Genomic DNA, 15,627 nt, shown 5'->3' with positions numbered 1-15,627 from the left:
GGCGCCACATCGGCCACCTCGTTGAAACGATCGAGGCAACCGAATGCAACAACTACTTCGCAAACGCCGGCTACGCTTCCATCAAAACGTGAAAGGCTCTAGAATAACCTGTGGTGGCCTAGATTAAAGCTCAGGAAACCAAACGCGCGACCCTATACCTATCGCCAAAGAATCAACCTAGAGCTTCCATAAATGGCACCCAGAACATCTGGCCGAAAAGACGCAGGCCAATTCTCAAAATTGGTCGCGCGAAAGATCGAAGAGATCCGTCCGCGTCTTCTCGATCTTACGCCTAGAAATCCGCTCATCTCCATGAGCTTTCATGCACGCTCGACCAGCCATGTGAGAGTGGTCGACGAGTTGCCGGAAGCACTTTATTTCCGGCTGACAAACGGCGAGAAAATGGTGTTCTCACCGCTGCCCCCGTTTGGTGAAGACAGCAAGGATGAGCAACCATCTTCTTTCGTTGAAGCTTACACGATGGCCTATCGGAGCGACGAGGCCTTCACAGATTCTATGGCACAGTTAGATCCCGAAGACCCAAGTTATATTGACGACGTTCGGAGATTAGAGCGCGAACTAAAGGATCGCCTACGTGCGCAACTCGGAATGCCAATGCGCATCACACGCAAAGACGAATCTGTTGTTCAACACGCGAAGAACAATGGCATCTCTGCGAGCTATGACCTTCCTGCGCCGCAAGAGCAGCATGAAGACGGGCGGCACGAAGATGATCATATCCAGACTCTCTTGCTGCCGCCTGATCTCGAACGGAAGCTAAACGGCATCATATCCAAGGCCAGAACTGTCGAGCAGGAAACTGGCATTAGCGTCCTGCGGACGGCAATCGGTTTCTTGGAGTGGAAGGATCCGGCGCGGGCAGATGGTCGGATTTTTCTATCGCCGCTCATTCTTTTGCCAGTGAAGATCACTCTGAAGCGCACTGCGGAAGGTCCGGTTTATTGGACAGAAGGCACTGGCGACGAGGCAGAACTCAATCTTGCTTTGAAGGAGAAGCTATCCCGAGAGTTTGCGATCGAACTCCCCGATTATGACGGCGGGTCTGTCGAGGATTACTTCGAGGTGCTCGGCGAAACAAATCATCGAAAGCTACCCTGGCGGGTGCGGCGACAGGTCGTGTTCGGTGTTTTCCCGGCTGCGCGCATGTCGATGTATGCCGACCTGGACACTTCAGAAACCGACTTTGCGGAGAATGGCACCCTAGAAAACATTCTAGTAGGTTCGGATCGCCCAGCGGACGGCGCACTAGCGGAAGAATATGACGTGGATGACCGGGACATCGAGGCTAGCGTCCGCTACGTGGTCAAGAAGGCCGATTCCTCGCAGTTCAGCGTCCTTGTCGATCTCGCAAAAGGCAAGAACCTTGCCGTTGAGGGGCCGCCTGGCACAGGCAAGTCCGACACGATCGTTAACGCAATTGCTGCAGCGCTTGGGGCTGGAAAGCGAGTGCTGTTCGTTGCCGAGAAGTCCGCAGCGCTGGAGGTGGTCAAGAATCGGCTGGACGAGGTAGGCCTTGGAGAATTCGTCCTGCCATTATTGGCTGGGAGCTCGTCTCGCGAAGAATTTATGGAGTCGATTCGCGATAGACTGGGGCTACGTGCGCAACGGCCACGAGAGTTGCAACAACAACTTGATCGATTTTCAGCGGCGCGCGACAGCCTATCCGAATACGTCGAGGTATTGGGAAGCGAATGGAACCACACCGCTATTACCGTTCACGAACTTCTTGGTCACGCCATTGCAACGGCAAAGAATCTGGATTCAGTTCCTAAAGATATAGTATTGAATCACCATTTGCCTGAGACGGATTTTTCTGCCGCAAAAATCACTGAACTTGCTGCCGATGCGTCACGTTTAGGCACGTTGTTCTCCGAGGCAAAAAACGCTCCGTCTTTTTGGCAATTCGCCGGTGGGATCAATCCAAGCCCCTTCGTCATTGATCGGATACTCGATCAAGCCAGGCTCGTAGCCGAAGCGTTTGAAGATGTCGCGAACAGGCAAGCGGCTCTGTCCGCTTACAAGCTTGCCGGCTACGGAACAGCTGAAACGCATGATCAGCTTGTTGAGATCCTCTCATCGCTCGCGGAAATTATTGAAATAGAGACAGCGGGGGACCACTCATCCTTGCTTTGCTGGAAAGATGTTGGGGCGCTGCGTAGTTTCCTGACCGGTTGTCGTAATTGCCAGAAGACCTCTGTCGAGCTTGCAGAAACTCTGGTCGAGCCGGCAGAGAAAAACGCAGATGGGATGATCGAGTCGATCTACAAAATTTGCGCTGACTACGGGTTCGACACTCTGGACGTTAGCCGCCTCACCCGACGCCAAGAAACGCTTCATGGAGCGGTTGCCTCAATTGCTCGCGTCGAGCAAGTTATCCAGCGTTTCATCAAGCATTGTCCTGAATCCGAGCGATGGCCCCTTGGGGATATCGTTCGGTCGAGAAATCTTATTTCCGCGACTAGTCCAACGGTCTTGCGCATGCGGTCGGCTCGGCTCGAAGATGCCGCAGCCGTCGCGACTCTCGCGGACCTGGTGCGCAGCGGCATCGACTTAAAGCAACAAAAGTCCGAATTGACCGACGTATTGCGCGTCAGCCAGATAAACGGCTCAGCGTTGTCATCTGCACTCGTATGCATTCGGAATGCCGGGCGGCTATCCTTTTTGACGGCCTCGTACCGGGAAGCCAAGAGACGATATGCAGCCGTCTCTCGCCGGAGCAAGTTTAACAGATTTCAGGCTCTAGCTGATTTGGAGAAGGCGGTTTCTCTAGCCGAAGAGTCGGATGCATTCTTGGAACGTGCGAGAAACACCGGGGTTTTCGGCGTACAATTCAACGGACTGGAAACCGATTTTTCGCTGTTTGCCGAACTCGCCAATTTCTATGAAGCCGTGGCCGCGCAATTTCCCCATGTGGAGCAGCGAGAGCTACGCTATTTTCTGAAGACCGCGGAAACTGATGTCTTATCGGAGTTACCGATCCTTCCCGAGATATCGGGCGATTGGAGCGCTGGCGATGTCACCAGGTTACACCATAAGAGAAAAGACGAAGCCGAGCGCTATAGTGAAGGTTTGAAATCACTTCTCCCCTTACTGCCTGCATTGAAGAATCTGTCATCTATCGCAGTGGAGAATTTGCCCGGCCTGGCCAAGGGCGTCCAGAAGTTCGGCGTCGAATGTGACGAGTTGGACAATGACAAAAATATGCAAACTGCCCTAGGGAAAAGATTTGCCGGCTGGCGAACACCCGTTGATGATGTTGAGCCTTATGTCTCTGCGGGTGAAATAATTTCGTCTGCCGGCGAAATGGCCGATGGTCTACGAAGAGCATGTCGCCAGAACCGCTTGTCTAGTTTGCGTCATGAGGCGAACGGTATTTTGGATCTTTTCGTTATTGCCAACAGCAAATTGGAGGAGTTGGATCAGACGGCTGAAGGTAATTTTGTAGAGCCGCTCCACGGCAAAACGCCGTCAGAAGTCTTCAACGTGGTTAAAATTGCTGCGGAAGACCGGACAGGACTCCGCCGCCATGTCGAGATTAATTCATTATCATCTTCACTGGATCAGGCCGGTGTTCTAACGACAATAAATAGGCTGAATGGGTCCGGAACAGTCGCCGGAAACCTCGGTTCTAATCTTCAGGCCCTGATCAACCGCGCATCCGCTGAACGAATCTATCGCTACTACGGGCGAGGATTGCACGAATATTCCGGTGTCCGCATGGATGAATTGCGGAAGACATTAAAGGCTGCGGATGATGAAGTCCGTTCCTTGTCACGCAAAGCCCTGCGAGCCGAACTCATCGCCGAATCGCGTCCGGCATCCGGCATTAGTCGTGGTCGCGTCGGCGATTTCACCGAAATGGGTTTGATTGAGCACCTAGCTGACAAGCGGCGGATTCGCCAGCCTGTTCGTGAGATCATGCGTAAAGCTGCTCGCGCACTGTTAGACCTGAAACCGTGTTGGATAATGTCACCGTTGGCAGTAGCGCGGTACATTCCCAAGGGGTCTGCAGAGTTCGATCTCTGCATAATCGACGAAGCATCCCAGATGCCCCCCGAGGATGCTATTGGAGCACTGTTTCGCGCCCGCCAGGCAATGGTCGTTGGCGATACCAAGCAGCTGCCGCCGACGAATTTCTTCCATCAGGTTTTCGATGATCAGGAGGAGGATGACGATGCCGATCCAGTTACTGACGAATCTGTTCTCGAAATGGCAAATGCCACCTTCCGACCGAAGCGCATGTTGCGGTGGCACTATCGCTCGCGCAATTCAGCTTTGATTCGATTTTCAAATCGCATTATGTACGACGACAATCTTGTCGTGTTTCCGTCGCCGAATGAAGAAGACAAGTCCACCGGCGTTTCGCTGGTAGAGACAAACGGAATTTACAAAGCCGGCCTAAACGACATTGAGGCCCACAACGTTGTAGAGCATGCGCTGGTGTTGATGCGAAAACACCCAGAACGTTCGCTCGGCATTGTAGCGGTGAATAAATCGCAGGCCGAGCATATTCGCGAACTGCTCGACTATCAAATTGCCCGCGACAAGATCGCATTTGAATACGTCGAACGTTGGAAGGAGCGCGACGTCGGCCTAAACGCTTTTTTCGTCAAGAACCTCGAAAACGTCCAGGGTGACGAGCGCGATGTTATATTCATTTCGACGGTGTATGGACCTCCCGCCGCTGGCAAAAAACCGCACCAGCGGTTCGGGCCGATAAACGGCATTGGGGGGCAACGGCGGCTGAATGTCCTTTTTTCGCGTGCACGGGACCAGATTGTCACTTTCACCTCAATGACCGGTGCCGACATAACTGCGGACCAGACCTCAAATCCCGGCGCCTGGATGCTGAAGCGTTGGCTGGAGTATTCAGCCGGCGCGCCCTTGGATGTGGCGGACAGTGGCACTCACGATGCATTCGACTCTCCACTGGAAAACTATGTAGCAAGCCAGATCCGATCGATCGGCTGCCTTGTCGATTGCCAAGTCGGCGTGGACGGCTATTCGATCGATCTTGCAGTGCGGCATCCCGCTTGGCCGTATGGCTATATCCTTGGTGTCGAATGCGACGGTGCAACATACCATTCGTCACGATCTGCTCGCGACCGCGATCGGCATCGACAAGAAATCCTCGAAAATCTCGGGTGGCATCTTTATCGGGTATGGTCGACAGATTGGTTCGCAAACCCTCGCGAAGAAGCCAACAAGCTGCGAACTGCTATCACCGAGCGAGTAAAGGTGCTCAAAGAAGATTTAAAGAAAACAACCGCCAGCCCAACGCCTGCTCCCCCAAGGCAAATGCCAATCTCTGATGGTCGCGAGCCAACGATCGCTCGTCCGGATCAACGCAACGGCGGGCAGAACTCCACTCTTAGTCAAACGACCCTGCCTTTTGAACAGAGCGTCGCCACTCTGGAGACACCGCAAACCACGCGTACAGCCACATCACGCGCCGGAGCTCAATTGGGCGACACAGTGCGCATTCGTTACATGGATAAGGCGGATGATGTTTTTCAATTCAAGATAGTCACCCTACCGAGCGCTCCGGAGAGGGGGCTGGTAAATGCATCAGCTCCTTTGGCAAAATCGGTGATCGGTTGCGAAGTCGACGATGAGTTCGAAGTGTTGTTCGGCAGCCGCATTCGAAAAGCCGTCGTCGAAAAACTGAATAAGGGCGGGTAAACCCGACCCGGCCTTGCGCCGGGTTTTTTTGTCTTAGCTGACCGGCGACGGGCATATCTAACCTTCGCCGCCCTCCCTTTCCGCCTCGTGCTTCAGCGTGGCGATGAACCGCTTGGTCCGCTGGCGTTCCGGGTTGCTGAACAGCACCGCGGCCGGGCCTTGTTCGACGATGTTGCCGGCATCGAGGAACACCACTTCCCGCGCGATCTTGGAGGCGAGCCGCAGGTCATGCGTCGCCATCACCATGGTCGTGCCCTCGCTGGCGAGCTTGCCGAGCACGTCGACCACCTCCTGCGCCAGTTCCGGATCGAGTGCAGAGGTCGGCTCGTCGCAGAGCAGGACCTTCGGCGAAGGCGCCAGCGCCCGGGCAATCGCCACACGCTGCTGCTGGCCACCTGACAGCGTCGCCGGCCAGGCATCGGCCTTGTGCGCCATGCCGACCTTTTCGAGCAGGGCCAGCGCCCGTTCGCGCGCCCTCTCCTTGGGCCATTTCAGCACCGTCACCAGCCCCTCCATGATGTTCTCGATCGCAGTGCGATGCGGAAACAGCTGGAAATTCTGGAACACCATGCCGGTCTGCAGCCGCAGCCGCTGGATATCCCTGGTCGAGACCCTGCCGCCGGGGTGGAATTCGAGTGCATCGTCGCCGATCCGTACCGTGCCTGAAGTCGGCAGCTCGAGCAGGTTAATGCAGCGCAAAAGCGTGCTCTTCCCTCCGCCCGACGGCCCGACAAGCGCCGTAACGCTGCCTTCCTCGATGGTGACGGTCACGCCCTTCAGCACCAAATTGTCGCCGAAACGCTTTTCGATGTTGGTGAGGCCGATCATGCGCGCGCCTCCAGGAAGCCGCCATAACGGTTGAGCCGCGTTTCCAGCCGCGCCTGCAAGGCCGACAGCACGGAGCTCATGACCAGATAGAGGGCCGCTGCCTCGACATAGAGGATCAGCGGCTCATAGGTGGTGGCGACGATGCGCTGCGCTGCCTGGAACATCTCCGGCACGGTGATGGCGGCGGCGAGCGAAGTGTCCTTGACCAGCGAGATGAAGGTGTTGGACAGCGGCGGCACGGCGACGCGCCCCGCCTGTGGAAGAATGGTGCGCCGCATTGCCTGGGCCCAGGTCATGCCGATCGAATAGGCCGCTTCCCACTGGCCCTTGGGCACCGAACCGATGACGGCGCGGATGATTTCCGACGAATAGGCACCGATGTTCAAGGTGAAGCCGATCAGTGCTGCCGGAAAGGCGTCGAGCAGGATGCCGACCGATGGCAGGCCGTAGAAGATAAGGAACAGTTGCACGAGAAGCGGCGTGCCGCGGAATATCCAGACGTAGAAGCGGACCACGGCGACCAGCGGTTTGGGACCGAACAGCCGGACAAGCGCCACAACCAGACCTAGGACAAGACCGAATGCAAACGACAGCAGCGTCAACGGCACGGTGAAGATCAGTGCAGCCCACAGCAGCGTAGGCAGGGATTCCAGCATCAATTGCAGCCAATGCGGCACGAAGGCTCCTCCTTGCCAGATTGCCGTCGCTCATATCACGCGAAAGCGGCGGGCCGTCGAAAGACAGCTCGCCGCGATACGAACGACGCGGGCCGGCATTCGGCCCACACGAGAAAGCCGTTTTACTTCGAAACGTCCTGGCCAAAATAGGTGTCGGCGATTTTCTGGTAGGTGCCGTCGGCCTTGATGTCGGCCAGCGCCTTATTGATGGCGGCCACCAGTTCCGGATCGCCCTTGCGCACGATGACGCCGGAATAGTCGGCGTTTTCTTCCTGCGCGGCAATCTTCACATTGGCGTCGGGCTTGTGCTTCTTGAAGTCGAGGAAGGACAGGCTGTCGTTGATGGTGGCGTCGGCGCGGCCCGTAAGAAGCAGCTGGATCGACTGGTCGAAGCCGTCGGTGCCGACGAGCTCGGCGCCGTTGGTTTCAGCCAGCTTGCCGAAATTCGAGGTCAACGACTGCGCCGCCTTCTTGCCCTTGAGATCGGCGAAACCCTTGATGTCGGTGTTGTCGCCGCGCACGATCAGCACCGCCTTGGAGGCGATGTAAGGATCCGAAAAGTCATATTTGGCCTTGCGCGCCTCGGTGATGCCGACCTCGTTGATGACGGCATCGTAGCGGTTGGCATCGAGACCGGCGATCAGCCCGTCCCATTTGCCTTCGAGGAACTGGGCTTTGACGCCGAGGCGCTCGGCGATGGCCCGCGCGATCTCGACGTCGAAGCCGACCAGCGCGCCGGAAGCATCATGATAGGTGAAGGGCGCATAGGTTCCTTCCGTGCCGACCTTGAAGACGCCGGACTGCTTGATCTGGTCGAGATTGGCGCCGGCGTGGCCGGCGGCGATGGCCAGAACCTGCAGCGTTCCGGCGATGATGAGCGATTTGAGCCATTTCATTTTTCTGTGATCCCGTCCTTGGCCGATGTCCGGCGTCATTGCGAGTGCCGGAAAATGACAGATGCGCGATGCCAGAATAAGAAACTAAATTTCAAAAATCTCGCGCCCTTGAAATCCAATCCTCAACCAGCATCTCCGGGCGCCATCCGGCTGAGCCAAGGCCGGTGGCGAATCGCCTGGAACAGCGCAATCGACATGACAGTCCGGGGGAACATTCCCCCGCATGGCACGTTCTTCGCTGTTGTAGGGCGCGGCGCCGCCATTTCAACCATCGGCGCCAACTCACGATTCGATCGCACCGCAACGCCTGGAGCAGGAGCGCGGCATGATGGAAGACAGTGCAGGACGGACCATGGTTCGCGCGGCGATGAAAGCCCCTTATCTGGAACGTGACGAAGAGCATCTCCTGGCGCTGCGCTGGAAGGAAAACAATGACCAGCACGCGCTGCACCGCATCACCGTCGCGCATATGCGGTTGGTCATTTCCATGGCGTCGCGGTTTCGCCACTACGGCCTTCCCCTGGGCGACCTGATCCAGGAAGGCCATGTCGGGCTGCTGGAGGCAGCGGCCCGTTTCGAGCCCGAGCGCGAGGTGCGGTTCTCGACTTACGCGACTTGGTGGATTCGCGCCTCGATGCAGGACTATATCCTGCGCAACTGGTCGATCGTGCGCGGCGGCACCAGCTCGGCGCAAAAGGCGCTGTTCTTCAACCTGCGGCGTCTGCGCGCCCGCCTGGCAAACGGCGCCGAGCAGATGTCGAATGCCACGCTCTACCGCGAAGTGTCGGCGGCTCTCGGGGTATCGGAGGCCGATGTGGCGATGATGGATTCCCGCCTTTCGGCGCCGGACAGCTCGCTCAACACGCCGCTAGCCGACGATGCGGGCGCAACCGAGCGGATGGAGTTCCTGGTTTCGGATGACCCGCTGCCCGATGAGGTCGTCGGCGATACGATCGACGTCGAACGCCGCTCGGTGTGGCTGAAGACGGCACTCGGCGCTCTCAATGCGCGCGAGCTCAGGATTATCGAGGAGCGCCGGCTGAGCGACGAGGGCGCGACGCTCGAAGCGCTTGGCGAGACACTCGGCATCTCCAAGGAACGTGTCCGGCAGATCGAGGCGCGCGCCATGGAAAAGCTCAAGGCGGCGCTGGTGAAGCAGAACCCGGAATTTCTCGCAGCCTGAATCGCGTCGGCTGCTATTTGTCGGTGACGATCTTGACCTTGTCGCCGGCCGAAACCGCGGCACCCGGCGACAGCGCGTTGAGCACCCTGAACAAATCCAGCTTGCGGTCGACGCCGACCATCTGTGCGGCCAGCGAGCCCATTGTCTGGCCGGGCTGCACCGTGACGATGCGGATACGCAGCGGCTTCAACGCCGCCTTCTCGGCAGCACTCAGGATGCGGAACGAGCCGCTGACCGAGCGCGCCACCGTGCTCAGCGAGGTGCTGGCCGAAGGTGCCGCGGTCAGCAAGCGGTAGACCTGGCCGCCGGCGCGGATCACCGCAATATCGAATTGCCAGCCGTCGGCGCCGGCATGCGCGGTTGCCGCTTCGTTGCCGTTGATCGTCTCCTGGCGCACGCTGCTGTCGTCGAGGCCGGCAACCCAGCCGCTGCGGATGTAGTCGGTCAGCGAGCGGTTCTTGTCGATCGAAACGCCGTCGAAGCGGATCGCCATGTCGCCCGGGCCGGTCGCCGTCACCGCCGCCGCCGAATTGTCGATGACGAAGCCGTTGGGCACCGAGAACGACACGCCGAGGCCAGGATGCAGGAAGGTTTCGCCGCGCACATAGCCTTCCTCCGGCGTGTCGCCGTAAAGCAGCCCGTCTACGCCGGCAAGAAATGAATCGCGGTCGCGCGACCCGACACCGGGCGCGCCGAACTGGCGGGCGTGGCGCTGCGCGAGGTCGATACGCTGCGGCGTGTTGGGGTGCGTCGCCAGGAAGTCGAGGCTGGCGTCAGTGGCGCCGCTGATCGAGCGAAAATCGGTATAGGCCGACATCGACTGCAGGAAGTGGCCGGCGGCGTAGGGATCGAAACCGGCTTCGCCGATCGATTTGATGCCGATGGCGTCCGCCTCCAGCTCCTGATTGCGCGAGAACTGGGCCAGCCTCAGCTTGCCGCGGATCAACGCCGCCTTGGCCGTCGGGTTGTCGCCGAGCACATCCGAAACGACCTTGGTCGCCAACCCCTCCTCGGCTTCCAACTGCTGGCGCTGCAGGCCGTGGTTGGCCGTAACGTGGCCCATCTCATGCGCAATGACGGCGGCAAGCTCGGCCGAATCGTTGGCCAACGCAAGCAGGCCGCGGGTGATGTAGAGATAACCGCCCGGCAGCGCGAAGGCATTGACGTTGGGCGAGTTGAGGATGGTGATGCGGTAGGTCTGGGTTGGGTTGGCCGACACCACGGTCAGTCTGCCGACGATCTTGGCCACCATGCGCTCGAGCTTGGGGTCGGAATACTCGCCGCCATAGGTAGCGAGGATGCGCGGGTGCTGCGCCTTCGCCAGTTGAGCGAGCTTGCCGTTGGCGGCGACATTGTCGACCGTGATCGGCTTGTCTGAGGGCTGAAAGCCTGATTCCTGCACGTCGGGAGGCGTGAACATCTGGCAGCTTGCCAGCGCCACGGCGAGACCGGCCAGCGCCAGAAAGCGCGCCAGCGGTTTCACCCTCCGATTGTCGATGCCGGTCGGCAGATCGGCTTCCTTTCAAGTCCTGGCACGTGACGGCGAAAATCGGGCGCGATTTCCGGAAAGCATCACGCGCAAAATCAAGTGCTACGGCGTCCTTCGTGCGTCCGACAGATACGAGGCAGCAAGGGCAAATCACGGTCTAAGCCGGACCAGCTCCTGGCGGACCTAGCCACACTACCTCGACCATGGCAAGCAAGCGCCGCTTCGCCTTCCGCCGGTTTGACCATAAATTATGTCCGCTTCCGGGCAACATCTCGTGATCCAGCCGCAAACGGACCCGAGCCGATATAGCGTCGGAATGCCTCCGGTCCAGCCCCGACGAAAAAAACGGCCGCGGTGCCTGTCGCGGCAACCGTGCCACCATCCAGGAAAACCATGTTTTGGCCGATACGGCGCGCATCGTCCGGCTGGTGCGTGACGAATAGCACCGTCATGCGCTGCTCCGAATGGACGTCGGCCACCAGGTCGAGCATGTCGTCGCGCAGTGCCGGTCCGAGCGAAGCGAACGGCTCGTCGAGCAACAACACCGGCCGGTCGCGCACCAGGACCCGGGCGAGCGCGACGCGCTGCCGCTCGCCGCCGGAGAGTTCGCGCGGCAGCCGGCTTTCCTTGCCGGCAAGGCCGACGCGCTTCAGCGCTGCGGCGATTGCGGCGCGGTCAGCCTCGCTCAGCCTGAGCGAAGGCGAGCGGCCGAGCCCGACATTCTGCTCGAGGGAAAGATGGGCAAACAGGTTGTTTTCCTGGAACACCATCGATACCGGCCGCGCTGATGGCGGCGCAGTGCTGAGGTCGGCGCCGCCGATCAGCACGCGGCCCGACCGCGGCGTCTCGAAGCCGGCCACCAGATTGAGCAGCGTCGACTTTCCCGAACCGCTCGGCCCCATGATCGCGGTGATTTCCGACGCCGGGAAATCGACATCGAATATAAGCGGCGTTTCACCATAGCTGAACGAGACATTATCGAGCCGCACGGCTGCGCCTTTTTCCACCGAAATGGACCGTTCCGGGCTGATCGGCATCATGATTTCTCCCTCCTTCCCAGCCAGTCCGCGGTCAGCACCAGCGCCAGGCAGACAAGGCCGAGCAGCAGCGCCAGCCCGGCCGCATCCTCGGTGCGGTAACTGCCCATGCGCGCCAGCAGCAGATAGGGCAAGGTCTGCACGGAATCGCTGCCGAATAGCGCAATGACGCCGAGATCACCGAGCGACAGTGCCATGGCGAAAGCGAAGCCGGTGGCGAGCGGCCGCCGCAGCGACGGCCAGTCGACCTGCCGCAACCGGTTCCAGCCCGAGATGCCAAGCTGTGCGCAGAGCCGTTCGTGGCGTTCGCTCGCCGCATCATAGGCAGGGCGGATGGCGCGGATGGCGAACGGCATCGCCATCACCGCATTGACCGCAACGACCATGACAGGGGCGAGCGCAAAGACATCGCCGACGGTGCGCAGGAGCAGGAACCAGCCGGCACCGATGACGATGGGCGGCACCACCAGGACGAACCCCGCACCGGTGTCCGCCAGATGTTCGAGCAGTGTCCGCCGGCCCTGCCGCCGGGTGAGCGCCAGCGCCCGGCGCGCCATGACCAGCGACAGCGACAACGCCACAGAGAGCAGCGCCGATAGGAGGGAGAGCACGGCACTGGTCGCCGTCGCTTGCCGCACCGCGCTCTCGCCGGCCAGGCGGCCGAGATCGGCGCCAAGCCCGGCTGCCAACGTGGCCGCCATCGGCCCGGCGACAAACAGCAGTGCCAGCCCGATCGCCAATGCGTTCAGCACGGTCTCGGCCGCACCGGCTGAAAAATACCGGCGCGGCGCCACCGGCAGATTGGCATCCCCGACCATATTGGCGCCGAGCCGCGTCAAGGCCAGCACGACGACGAAGGTCAGGGCAATCTGCAGCAGGGTCAGCGTCACAGCCCGCGCCGGGTCGAAGTCGAAACGCAGCGCCTGGTAGATGGCAACCTCCAGCGTCGTCGCGCTGGGTCCGCCGCCGAGCGTAAGCACGATGGTGAAGGAGGTGATGCACAGCATGAAAACGAGCCCGGCAACGCCCGGCAAGGCCGCACGCAGCGGCGGCCATTCGATCAGCCGGAAGGCCGGCGCAGCACCCATGCCAAGCTGGCTCGCCAGCCGCCATTGGTCGGCCGGCACGGTCTGCAACGCCTCCAGGAACAGCCGCGTCGCCAGCGGCAGGTTGAAGAAGACATGGGCAACGAGTATGCCCGACAGGCCATAGATGCCGGGCCAGCTCTGGCCGCCTAGCGAGCCCAGCGTGCCGGCAAAATAGCCGGCGCGGCCATAGAGCGCTAGGACACCGAGTGCGGCAACAATGGCCGGCAGCGCCAGCGGCACGGCGAAAAGCTGGAGGATGAAGCCTCGCCCGAAAAAACGCGGATGCCGCGACAGGGCGCGCGCGATGAACAGCGCCGGTGCAACGGAGAGCAGGGTCGACAGCAGAGCCTGCCAGAGCGTGAAACGGACGACGCGCAAGAGATAGGAATCGAAAGCGGCGGCGGCGCCGGACAGGTCGCGTGTGGCTTCGACGACGAGCCCGGCGAATGCACCGCCGATCAGCAGCGCGATGGCGGCGAGCGCGACGATGCCGGCAGTGACGCGGGGATCGGCCGGATGACGCGTACGCATGTCGTGCTACCCGACACTACGACAGGTGTTGATCGAAGGAAATACCTGACAATGGCCGAGCCCACCCCTCTCTGGCCTGCCGGCCATCTCCCCCTCAAGGGGGGAGATTGCGCACTCAGCCGCCTTCGCCAATCTCACAAGTGGCAGGACGAGGAGAGGCGACAAAGCTGCCGATCTCCCCCCTTGAGGGGGAGATGGCCGGCAGGCCAGAGGGGGGTGGCTTGGCGCAAACATCCGACGAGGCTTGAGCCCTACCTGCTCATCGCCGCAAGCCACTCATCGACCCAGGCCTTGCGGTTGGCCGCGACGTCTTCCGGGCTGAACAGCAGGGTCTTGGTCGGCTTGACCAGCTTGTCGAACGCCGGGTTGAGCGGCTTGTCGGTTTTGCCGGCCGGGAACATCCAGTTGGTTTCGGGAATGACATCCTGGAATTTCGGTCCGGTCATGAAGGCAATGAACTTTTCTGCCAGCGGGTTCTTCGCACCCTTGGTGGTGATCCCCGCAACCTCGATCTGCAGATATTCGCCCTCCTCGAAGGACGCCGCCTGGTAGCGCTTGGTGTTTTCGGCGACCATGTGGTAGGCCGGCGAGGTGGTGTAGGACAGCACCATCGGCGCCTCGCCCTTGGTGAACAGGCCGTAGGCCTCGCTCCAGCCCGGCGTTACCGTCAGCACCTTCGCCTTGAGTTTGGCCCAGGCTTCCGGCGCCTTGTCGCCATAGACCGACTTGACCCACAGCAGCAGGCCAAGGCCCGGCGTCGAGGTGCGCGGATCCTGGATGACGATCTTCTCTCCGGCATCGCCCTCGACCAATTCCCTGAGGCTCTTCGGCGGGCTCTTCAGTTTTTCGGTATCGTAGACGACGGCGAAATAGCCATAGTCGAACGGCACGAAAATATCGTCGCTCCAGCCGCCCGGCACACTGACGCCCGACACGGCGCCGTGCGGCGAAAACAGGCCGGTTGCCTTGGCGTCGGCGGTTAAGTTGGTATCGAGGCCAAGTACGATATCGGCCTTGGTCGCGGCGCCTTCCAGCTTCACACGGTTGAGCAGCGCCACGCCGTCGGCGACCGAGACGAATTCGACGACGCAACTGCATTCTGCCTCGAAGGCCTTCTTCACCGCCGGTCCCGGACCCCAATCGGCGGTGAAGCTTTCATAGGTATAGACCGTCAGTCTATCCTGTGCCGATGCCTGCCCTGGCAGGGCGAGCGCGGATGCCGCAAGCAGGACAATTGAGACAAGAGAGTGGAAAAAACTGCGCATCGGCGCCTCCTTCGTTCGCGTTGAAAGGAATTGAGGCGTCGGGCTGTCCGAAACGTCTAATCCCTCCGCCGGTACAAACCGGATCAGGTTCAGCGGGTTGGCAGTCTTGCCTCTCAGCCGGTCCGCGAAAATCGCGTCCGGCACCCCGTTAGAGCGTTGCGACACATAGGCCCGGCCGAAGTGCTGCGCAAGCGGAAGTTTGCCGGGCATCCAAAGCCCAGCCTTCCGTTTCGTCTGCCGTTTCATCTTCCGTTTCCGGGGCAGGGCTGGTAAGGGCCACGAGATATGAGCACATTCACCATCCTGCTTGGCGGCGATCTCATCCGCACGCCGCTGCTCGACCGCCAGGTCGAAGGCTCGCGCGTCATCGCCGCCGATGCCGGCATCGGCCATGCCCGCATGCTGGGCCTGAGGCCGGAACTCTGGGTCGGCGATTTCGATTCGGTGCCTGCCGAGTTGCCGGAGGATCTGGCCGCCGTGCCACGGCAGGTGTTTCCCGCCGAAAAAGACAAGACCGACGGTGAACTCGCTATCGCCGCCGCACTCGAACGTGGTGCGACCAGCCTTGTGCTCGCAGGCGCCTTCGGCGGCAAACGTACCGACCACATCTTCCTGCATCTGGCGCTAAGCGTCCGGCTGGCGGAAGGCGGGACGGAAGTGCTTTTGACCAGCGGCGCACAGGAAGGCATTCCCTTGCTGCCGGGAAAGACTGACTTCGACTATGCCGACGGCACGCTGTTTTCGGTGCTCGGCTTCTCCGATCTCGCCGGCCTGAGCGTCACCGGTGCCAAATGGCCGCTCGATCATGTCGAGGTTGCGTTCGGCTCGTCGCTGACCATTTCCAACGAGGTCAGGGGCCGGTTGGAAATCGCGCTGGCCAGCGGCCGCGCGCTGCTGCTCGCGCATCCCTACCCTCTTCCGGAAAGCTGA

At 60.4% G+C, this 15,627-nt stretch carries 10 protein-coding genes and 1 riboswitch; of the genes, 3 read left to right on the top strand and 7 right to left on the bottom strand.

Translation table 11 applies throughout. From position 1 onward, the window contains the following. Positions 1 to 192 precede the first annotated feature (192 nt). A complete protein-coding gene (locus NKI18_RS13515; protein WP_353019863.1) occupies positions 193 to 5,703 on the top strand; it encodes a PDDEXK-like endonuclease domain-containing protein in 5,511 nt (1,836 codons plus the stop codon). A 57-nt stretch (positions 5,704 to 5,760) separates the two neighbouring features. Here the strand turns inward: NKI18_RS13515 and NKI18_RS13510 are convergent, their stop codons facing one another. The 3 genes from NKI18_RS13510 to NKI18_RS13500 all read right to left on the bottom strand — a co-directional run bounded on the left by NKI18_RS13510 (position 5,761) and on the right by NKI18_RS13500 (position 8,104). Then, entirely contained in the window at positions 5,761 to 6,531 is a 771-nt protein-coding gene (locus NKI18_RS13510; RefSeq protein WP_352452513.1) for an amino acid ABC transporter ATP-binding protein, read from the bottom strand. Then, positions 6,528 to 7,208, bottom strand: coding sequence for an ABC transporter permease subunit (locus NKI18_RS13505; RefSeq protein ID WP_023721020.1), 681 nt, complete (start codon positions 7,206 to 7,208; stop codon positions 6,528 to 6,530). Before NKI18_RS13505 ends, NKI18_RS13510 begins: the two co-directional genes overlap by 4 nt. A gap of 122 nt (positions 7,209 to 7,330) precedes the next feature. Next, on the bottom strand, positions 7,331 to 8,104 hold the full coding sequence (locus NKI18_RS13500; RefSeq protein WP_023721021.1) for an amino acid ABC transporter substrate-binding protein: 774 nt from the start codon (positions 8,102 to 8,104) through the stop codon (positions 7,331 to 7,333). Between the two features lie 325 nt (positions 8,105 to 8,429). Here NKI18_RS13500 and NKI18_RS13495 point away from each other — a divergent pair, with 325 nt between their 5' ends. Continuing rightward, positions 8,430 to 9,287 (top strand): RNA polymerase factor sigma-32, encoded by an 858-nt coding sequence (locus NKI18_RS13495; RefSeq protein WP_023680558.1) that lies wholly within the window; start codon positions 8,430 to 8,432, stop codon positions 9,285 to 9,287. A gap of 13 nt (positions 9,288 to 9,300) precedes the next feature. Here the strand turns inward: NKI18_RS13495 and NKI18_RS13490 are convergent, their stop codons facing one another. The 4 genes from NKI18_RS13490 to thiB form a co-directional block, all read right to left on the bottom strand. Continuing rightward, positions 9,301 to 10,770 (bottom strand): M48 family metalloprotease, encoded by a 1,470-nt coding sequence (locus NKI18_RS13490; protein WP_352621109.1) that lies wholly within the window; start codon positions 10,768 to 10,770, stop codon positions 9,301 to 9,303. 254 nt (positions 10,771 to 11,024) lie between these two features. Beyond that, positions 11,025 to 11,816, bottom strand: coding sequence for a thiamine ABC transporter ATP-binding protein (thiQ, locus tag NKI18_RS13485; RefSeq protein ID WP_352621107.1), 792 nt, complete (start codon positions 11,814 to 11,816; stop codon positions 11,025 to 11,027). Next, complete coding sequence (gene thiP / locus NKI18_RS13480) at positions 11,813 to 13,432, bottom strand: thiamine/thiamine pyrophosphate ABC transporter permease (RefSeq protein WP_352621105.1); 1,620 nt, start codon at positions 13,430 to 13,432, stop codon at positions 11,813 to 11,815. The genes thiQ and thiP overlap by 4 nt, the downstream gene beginning before the upstream one ends. A gap of 251 nt (positions 13,433 to 13,683) precedes the next feature. Then, the gene (gene thiB / locus NKI18_RS13475) at positions 13,684 to 14,697 is read right to left on the bottom strand and encodes a thiamine ABC transporter substrate binding subunit (protein ID WP_352621103.1); all 1,014 of its coding nucleotides are present in this window, start codon (positions 14,695 to 14,697) and stop codon (positions 13,684 to 13,686) included. 43 nt (positions 14,698 to 14,740) lie between these two features. Further along, positions 14,741 to 14,855: riboswitch (TPP riboswitch) on the bottom strand. Positions 14,856 to 14,982: 127 nt separating this feature from the next. On the opposite strand from thiB, the gene NKI18_RS13470 reads away from it, so the two are divergent. Continuing rightward, entirely contained in the window at positions 14,983 to 15,627 is a 645-nt protein-coding gene (locus tag NKI18_RS13470) for a thiamine diphosphokinase (protein WP_352621101.1), read from the top strand.

Source organism: Mesorhizobium sp. M0800 (genome assembly GCF_040320095.1).
Taxonomy (GTDB): domain Bacteria; phylum Pseudomonadota; class Alphaproteobacteria; order Rhizobiales; family Rhizobiaceae; genus Mesorhizobium.
Note: the sequence above shows the minus strand (reverse complement) of the source record. Positions and strands in the feature narration are given on the sequence as shown.